Genomic DNA, 7,823 nt, shown 5'->3' on the forward strand with positions numbered 1-7,823 from the left:
AGCGCGCGAACGAACCTGCAACGATGGATCTTGCGACATTGAAAGCAGAATTAGGCATCGATTAGAAAAGAACCAGGGCAGCTACTTGGCCGCTGCATGGCTTGCTCGTGAAGGCGTCGTCGCTCGTGAAAGCGCACTCCCGCCGGAAGGCGAAGATGAGGAGGATCGCGCATCATGAAAACAATCAGTTCAGCCAAGCAAGGGCAAGAGCGAATAAGCAACAAGCAAGTGCCTCCTGCGTGCTCGGCCTGCCTTGAACTTGTGGGCAGTTGACCTCGACAGGCGCTCGGCACCATCATAATACGTATGGCACGAAACCAACCACCGTCGCGCCAGCGGATATCGTTGCCTCCGCTGAGGCTGCCACCCTACCCCTACCCTCAGGGCTGTTGCAAAATCCCTGTAGGATTAGATAGCATCCGCAGATGACGCAGATGGGCAAGTCATAATCTGCGTCATCTGCGGACAATCAGGATGACTTTGCAACCGCCCTGCCCCTACCCTCGCGACCGATGTGCCGTTCGCTTCCCTGTGGTACACTAGACGCACACGGAGGTAACGATGACCACAAAAGAATTAATCTACGCGGAGATTGATCGGATCGACGAAGCGCAACTGGATGAACTGTACACGCTGATTAAGCAGTTCACCCAGGCCAAGCAGTCCTCCAGCACACCAAGCCTTATGGAAAAGTTGAAGCGCATCCACATTGATGCACCGGAAGATTTTGCCGCTCATCTTGATGGGTATATGTATGGAGACCAGCGTGTCGAGTAGAATCTTTGTCGATACGCTCTTTGTTGTGGCCTTGGTCAACCGCCGCGACCAATATCATGAGCAGGCTGTGGCCCTTGCGGATCAACTTGCCGGCTATCCGTTGCTCGTTACCGATGCGGTTCTGCTCGAAATTGGGAATGCCCTGGCCCGCAATTATAAGGCAGAAGCCACGGCCATTATTGACGACTTTTTTTCATCAGATGAAGTCGAGATCATCCGCCTTACGCCTGAGCTCTTCGCTGAAGGCTTTGCGCTCTACCGACAGTATCAGGATAAAATGTGGGGCTTGGTTGACTGTATTTCTTTTGTTGTCATGCGGCGTGCTGGGATGACAGCAGCACTCACATTTGACCGGCACTTCGTGCAAGCTGGATTTCAGGCATTGATGCATGAATAGAGACAACCGCTTTGTATGCCAGCCAATAGCGTGTCACGATCAACGAGGTACAGCCTGCCAGCGCTCGCCGTAGGCGGTTGGTAGCGTCAACCCCTGCTGCGCCATGGTCGCCATGCACTCGACGATGACCCAAACTTTACAGCACAGGATCTCCTGCGTAGGCCTCTTATACCAATTGGCATTGAGCAAGCCGCATCGGCAGGACTGCCAGGACGCATTGGAACGCCATGCGCGGCAATCAGCAATCCAAAATCTGCAATCTGAAATGGTATGAACAAGTCTTGCCGTGGAACGCCGCTCGCGGTGCGCTAGGCGTGCGCAACCTGCCAGGCAGCCGCGGCGTCGGCAAGGCCAGGGATGGTGAGTCCGGCGGGCGGCCCCAACGCAAAGAAGGCGGTTGTTTTGATGCAAAGGCGCACAGGCGCAACGTTTTTCGCGTCGGTGAGCAACCCTTCGCGCCTTCGCGCGAACTTCTTTGCAAGGTAGTGGGTTTCGGTGGCCAAAGCGCTGCGTAGCATGGGTACGGCAGGTGGAGGTGGCACAAGCGCCGTGTGGCATGGATACGGCAGGTGGAGATGGCACGATCGCCGCGTAGCAAATATAATCAGGGATGTAGATGGCAAAATCGACGTCTACTTCATGTTGGGCGGGCTGAACAATACCACCAGAGCGAACAGGCTGCATCCGATCCGGGCAGCAGGAAAGAACGAGTCGATCAGGATTATCGATCATGAGCCCATGTGTCGCATTGCTGGCAGGAACGCCCGCATCTAGTTATTGAGGATTACTTCCTACGGCGTCTTCTTTTTTGCCAAATTACTGTCAACCATGGAACCTATTATAAAGCCCAAGCCAGCAGCAAGAAGAAGAGGCAATATAGATTGCGGCCATACGTCCCGACCACACCACATGGGCGCGGCATTATAAAAATCTTGGCCTGGCATAACACACCGAAACATAGTCAAACCATTAATAATGTTACTAGGGGAATAGAGAAAGAAAACCAAAACGGCACCCGCGATAGCACATACCCATTTGTAACCAAGCCTTGCGAGAGATTCCATGACTATCCCCTTTCTAAGATTTGATCATCGAGATAAAACATTTCGATGATCAAGGATGAGATAAGAAGCTCTTAGAGTAAGAATATTAAGTTGTATATTGAATTATTAAAATAGTTCTTATTGTAGTACATGGAAAGCCTGTTCTTTCCGGCACAAAACCTGCTATATTAGGGTTTATACTACACCATCATAAAATTAACATAGTTAAAATTTCCTTAACCACATTTACAGAGGCAAGATGGCGGATTGTTTGATTGTATCACAATACAAAATCAACTGTCAAGTGTTATGTTGAAATAATTTACAAAAAAGATTATAATTGAAGTGTATGGCGTTCTGATGCCGTAAACAACTCTAGTTAGCCCGCCCGCCCAACATCGCTCGCAGCGGACGCCGCGGGCGCGGCCGGGAGATGGCGATTTTTACCAGTGCTGTGGCGTGCCATCGCTCGTCTCGATCCAGAAGGCCGCCTGCGGCGCCGCTGAAGCATGCGATTCGGCGGCTGGCAGTTGTCAGCCATACTCTTACGATGTATACTTGAGTAGGTTCAGGATGTCGTGCATATAGGCAATAGGATAAGTGAGATGCCAATTGAATTCACAGTATCTTTGGTAGGACTTATTGGTGGTTTGCTGGGTTCAGTAGTTAGCGCTATAGCAAGCATCATTACAGCTTATATTCAAAAAGGACAAAGTGTTAGTTTTAATAAAACCTCAATCGTTTGGTTTATTGGAATTAGTGCGGTAACTGGTATTGTTTTTGGAGTATTAGTAGCTCTCGTGTGGCCACGACAGTCTGCGGTCAGTATAGGTACTGTATCAGCATTATATGATGGTGCCGTGTTAGCTTACGACTTTGAAGATGATAACGAAATAGAAGCCTGGACAAGCAATACAACGCTTCTAGATAAAGGAGACGTAGCCTTTTCCGGTTCAAGTTCATTACGTGATACATTAGTACTCACTTCCACACAACAGGTCTATTTTAAGTTTGATTTGAGTTACGGTTTTACTGGTAATATTATAATTGGCAGGGTTTACTGGCCAGACAGCCCTCTGGCAAATATAGACTGGTCTGAGGCCTGTGTGATTATCCCTCCTGAACCTTGGTCATGTGAACCGGTTCCGCTTCAGCGAGGTCAATGGAATACCTTCGTAATCAATCTAACTAAGATTGGCGATCCTCCATTGAGTACAAGAAGGATTAACAATTTAATTATTCAAGGAGGTGTTAGTGGCACGGTTAATAATCGCACAAGTAGTATTCCCATATACGTTGATACTATCGAAATTCGATAAATAATTGAAATAAATTTATAGCGCCGCCGAATTCATGTTGGGCGGCCAAATAACGCCGCCACAGTTTTCAAGGCCGCGCACACTACCGCCCGTTGTGCCACGTCAAGTATGCTTTGATGCTTCGGCGGTTGGAAGTGTAGTGCGGGAGAACCGTGGATCTAGAAATGCCCATACCGAAGACGCAGTAGGCGTACTGTTCTATAATTCCTCAGTCGTGGTAGAATTACGTATCAGCCTATTGAAGGATGACGGATAAGTACATTCGTACTATAATCATACGGACGCTCACATGGCAGAAATCAACCTATCCCAAGTGGAGGCCGACGAACTGATGGCAATGGAAAAGCATCGGGCAGATGAAAATTGCTACTATTATCCAGGGCCACGAACATCTCTTGTGGTACCTTTAATTTCTGCTGATAAACGTGAAGCATTTCTCCTAGATGCTAATCGGCGTAGTATTAATATCAATCGGTATACGTATATGAATCGTGTAAGAACTGTAGTGATACTTGCTCGTCTAGATGTAGAAGGACCGCCACATCGTAATCCTGATGGGATTGAACTACCAACACCTCATCTCCATTTATACCGAGAGGGATTTAACGATAAGTGGGCCTATTCTATTCCTACAGATAAGTTTTCAAACGTTACAAATCCCTGGTTGACGCTAGAAGAATTTATGCGATTTTGCAATATCACGCTACCTCCTTATATTGAGAGAGGAATGTTTGTATGACATCTGAAATAAAAGAGTTAGTAAATGAATACTGGTCATGGCTTCGTGATAAGACCGCTCTTCGTCAAGTTGGAGAATGGGTTGAGATCACTACGCCATATTTGGATCGTCATAATGATTATCTGCAAATTTACGTCCAAAAAAGCAACAACAAGATTAAACTTACAGACGACGCATATGTTATTGAAGATCTTATACACTCAGGTTGCGAGTTAACATCTAAGAAAAGGCACCAATTACTTCAAGCTGTTCTAAATGGCTTTGGCGTGCAACTAGAAGACAATGCGTTAATAGCAACCGCAACATCTCAAAATTTTGCACAGAAGAAGCACGATTTACTCCAAGCTATGATTGCGGTAAATGATTTATTTTACACTGCTTCTGCTAATGTAACGAGCCTTTTCTTAGAAGATGTCGCAAATTGGTTGGCTCTTTCGGATGTTCGCTATGTCCCTGACGCAAAATTCACAGGAAAGAGCGGCAATGATCATCTGATTCACTTTGTAGTTCCATCTTCAAGAAGAGCACCGACTCGATTTATTCAAACTATTAACAGACCAAATCGAGCAAGCGCACAGAATTTCGCGTTTGTATGGTTTGATATTAAAGAAGCTAGAGATGCAAATTCGACGGCCTATGCCATGATAAATGACGTAGATAAAGATCCAGGAACAGATGTATTTAGTACGCTACAAGCATATGATATTAAGCCGATTTTCTGGAGCCAAAGAGAAGGTATTAGGCAAGAATTAGCTGCATAGAAGTACTTTTCACCCTAGCCCGTCCGCCCAACATCGGCTCACAGCGGACGCCGCTGGCGCGGCCCGTGAGCTGGCGGTTTTTTAGGGCGCTGTCTCGTGCCGTCGCTCACCTCGGTCTATCGAACCCGCCAGCGGCGCCGCTGAAGCCCGGCGTTAGCCAGACAAAAAGGAGTGGCCTGAAGTATGCCCCAACCCAAGTCGCGAACGCTCGGAGCGTTCATGCAGATCAGCCTCGACGGCTACTACTGCGAACCACACGGAGACATGAGCTTTGCTCACAAGCCGCCCGGCGACACGGAGTGGCACCAGTTCGTGACCGGGAACGCGAGCGGCGGAGGTGTGCTGCTCTTCGGCCGCACGACATACGACATGATGGCCGCATGGTGGCCAACTCCGATGGCCGCGAACGCCATGCCCGAGGTCGCAGCGAGGATGAACGCGATGCCCAAGATCGTCTTCTCTCGTACGATGCGTTCGGCTGACTGGAGCAACACGACCCTGGTGAAGGACGACGTCGTGGGGACGGTTCGCCGGATGAAGGACGAATCCGGTCCTGACATGGCGATCCTTGGCAGCGGCAGCATCGTAACGCAGCTTGCCGGTGCGGGACTCATAAACACGTTCCAGATAGTCGTGAACCCCGTCGCGCTCGGAGCCGGCAAGTCGCTCTTCTCCGGCCTCACGCATCAGTTGGAGCTGGTGCTCACGAACACGCGAGTGTTCAGAAACGGATCGGTGGTGCTTTGGTACGCTCCGCGTTGAGGACCGCGAGCGGGCTAACGCTCCGGTTGCAGCGGCCCGCCGCTGAACCGGAGCGTTAGCCCGCAATGCGAGGACGTCGGTAAGAAAGTGTAGTATAATTTGAGAACGTCACATCGTTAAATTAGACCTAGAAAAACAATATGGACACGAAGCAGCGAGGAATTCAAAAAATTAAGCTAATTGCTCAAGCCCCCAACAATGTATTTATTATTCACTACTCGTGCGAAAGTTTTACTGACAAAGATGATGGTTACTCACCAAGAATATCTTCTATTGCAGTGAAAGATTTTGACTCTTCGCAAGCCTACTCATTCTCAATTCATAATACTGCGGAGATAGAGAAAATATCAAGAGGCGAGATCGAAAAGGATTATGACAACCTTGAAAAGAAAATGCTCGACAAATTTTTTGTCTTCATATCAAAACATAAATCAAAGATTTTTGTACATTGGAATATGAGAGATACCACCTATGGATTTCAAGCAATATATCACCGATTCGAAGTGTTAGGAGGAATACCTGTAGTCATAGAAGAAAGTCGATTGGTTGATCTAAGTAAAGTACTAAGCAATATTTACGGACCAGGCTATGTTGGCCATCCAAAAATGGAAAAACTGATAGACTTAAATGGTATAACAAAGCGGCACTTCTTGACAGGAGCCGAAGAGGCTGATGCCTTTGTCAAGAAAGAATATTACCGTCTACATCTCTCCACTCTTAGAAAAGTCGATGCATTCTCAGATATTCTTCAGCTACAAATCAAGAATTCCCTTAAGACGAAGATACATCCAGTAGTAGCCCGAATAAAAGGTTGGCATGAACATTGGCTCTTTCAATTAGCCGAGTTAATCCTCGCAGTTATTGGCTTAGTTGCCGCGACAAACACTTTAATTAGCATTTTTCAATAGCTATTTTGCGGCCGAACATCGCTTTGCACACGGACGTCGATGGCGCGGCTGGATCTGGGCGCGACTTTTGCAGGCCGTGCTATGCCAACAGGTGGTGGCGATCCCGTCGTTTGCCAGCGGTGTCGGTGAAGGCGCTCCGTTGGGTGGAGCACAAATCAAATAGCTTCAAGCAGGATTTTTATTTCAAATGAATATTCATATTCAACAACGCATTCAAGGAGTATATCAAGTTTTATCAAGCGCCTTTGAAGCAGGGGCATTATTATCATCTGCAAGTAAAGGTTATGAGCGTGAAGCTTTTATTTCTCTTTTTTTAAGTGAGTTTCTTCCACCAATATACAGATTTGGAACAGGCGATATAACAGATGCATCAACCAATAATGGTAAAAACCAAAAAAGTGGTCAAATTGATATTGTAATTGAAATGCCTTGGGTGCCCAGCTTTCCAATACACGCAGGGGTTGGCGCAAGGCTTTACCCTGCAGAAGCAGTCGGAACAGCAATAGAGGTAAAATCTAACATCGAGAAGCAGTGGGCAGAAGTTGTTCAAGAAGCAAAAAAACTTGCCGTTCTTCGCCAGAGATTAAGTGGCATTTCAGTAAACAACGATGCACTTACAATCCACAACATCACAGATGAATTAATTCCCTTCTATGCTGTTGGATATGAAGGGTGGAAAACAAAAAAAACTATATCAAAATATCTTCAAAATGTAGATCTTGACGGTATTTTAGTTATAAAGCACCAAATTTTCGCGTGCTCAAACCGAAAAGAGCACATGTCTAAAACAGTACGATGTAATGCCGAACTGATAAAACAACGCTCTGGGGAAGAATTTGATGTAACACTAGCTTCTTGTGCTAGAGTACATGAACTTCAAAAAGAATTCCTAAGTTTGGTTGATATAGCAATAAAAATGAACAATGAAAATTACTCAACTAAACCCGTTCATTTTGGCGATCAAAACTTCTTACCATTAATTGATTCTGGAAAATGGAACCCGCATAACACAAATGCTGTTTCTCAAATTATGTCTATCGGCGACCGTTACGACTTGGGGACTACTTCTGCCAGCCCCTCTGGGGGCCAGCCGAGCAACTGCCCCCGACAGAGCTGG

Annotated in this window: 9 protein-coding genes; all 9 read left to right on the forward strand. The window is 46.9% G+C overall.

The window, feature by feature from the left end:
* Window positions 1-561 precede the first annotated feature (561 nt).
* Window positions 562-777, forward strand: coding sequence for a hypothetical protein (locus EKD05_RS24700; RefSeq protein WP_129678193.1), 216 nt, complete (start codon window positions 562-564; stop codon window positions 775-777).
* Window positions 755-1,174, forward strand: a complete 420-nt coding sequence (locus EKD05_RS24705) for a type II toxin-antitoxin system VapC family toxin (protein WP_205704080.1) — start codon at window positions 755-757, stop codon at window positions 1,172-1,174. Before EKD05_RS24700 ends, EKD05_RS24705 begins: the two co-directional genes overlap by 23 nt.
* 227 nt (window positions 1,175-1,401) lie before the next feature.
* Window positions 1,402-1,689 (forward strand): hypothetical protein, encoded by a 288-nt coding sequence (locus tag EKD05_RS24710; RefSeq protein WP_129678195.1) that lies wholly within the window; start codon window positions 1,402-1,404, stop codon window positions 1,687-1,689.
* A gap of 1,133 nt (window positions 1,690-2,822) precedes the next feature.
* Complete coding sequence (locus EKD05_RS24715; RefSeq protein ID WP_129678197.1) at window positions 2,823-3,536, forward strand: hypothetical protein; 714 nt, start codon at window positions 2,823-2,825, stop codon at window positions 3,534-3,536.
* 289 nt (window positions 3,537-3,825) lie between these two features.
* Window positions 3,826-4,275 carry a hypothetical protein gene (locus EKD05_RS24720; protein WP_129678199.1) on the forward strand — a complete coding sequence of 150 codons (450 nt, stop codon included), beginning with the start codon at window positions 3,826-3,828 and terminating at the stop codon, window positions 4,273-4,275.
* A complete protein-coding gene (locus EKD05_RS24725; RefSeq protein ID WP_129678201.1) occupies window positions 4,272-5,036 on the forward strand; it encodes a DUF1828 domain-containing protein in 765 nt (254 codons plus the stop codon). The genes EKD05_RS24720 and EKD05_RS24725 overlap by 4 nt, the downstream gene beginning before the upstream one ends.
* A 183-nt stretch (window positions 5,037-5,219) precedes the next feature.
* On the forward strand, window positions 5,220-5,798 hold the full coding sequence (locus EKD05_RS24730) for a dihydrofolate reductase family protein (protein WP_129678203.1): 579 nt from the start codon (window positions 5,220-5,222) through the stop codon (window positions 5,796-5,798).
* 140 nt (window positions 5,799-5,938) lie between these two features.
* Window positions 5,939-6,706: a hypothetical protein gene (locus EKD05_RS24735; protein WP_129678205.1), complete on the forward strand. Its 768-nt coding sequence runs from the start codon at window positions 5,939-5,941 to the stop codon at window positions 6,704-6,706.
* Between the two features lie 187 nt (window positions 6,707-6,893).
* On the forward strand, window positions 6,894-7,823 hold a 930-nt coding region (locus tag EKD05_RS24740; RefSeq protein ID WP_165360959.1), incomplete at its 3' end, for a DUF6602 domain-containing protein.

It is taken from the genome of Candidatus Chloroploca sp. Khr17 (genome assembly GCF_004138165.1).
Taxonomy (GTDB): Bacteria; Chloroflexota; Chloroflexia; order Chloroflexales; family Chloroflexaceae; genus Chloroploca.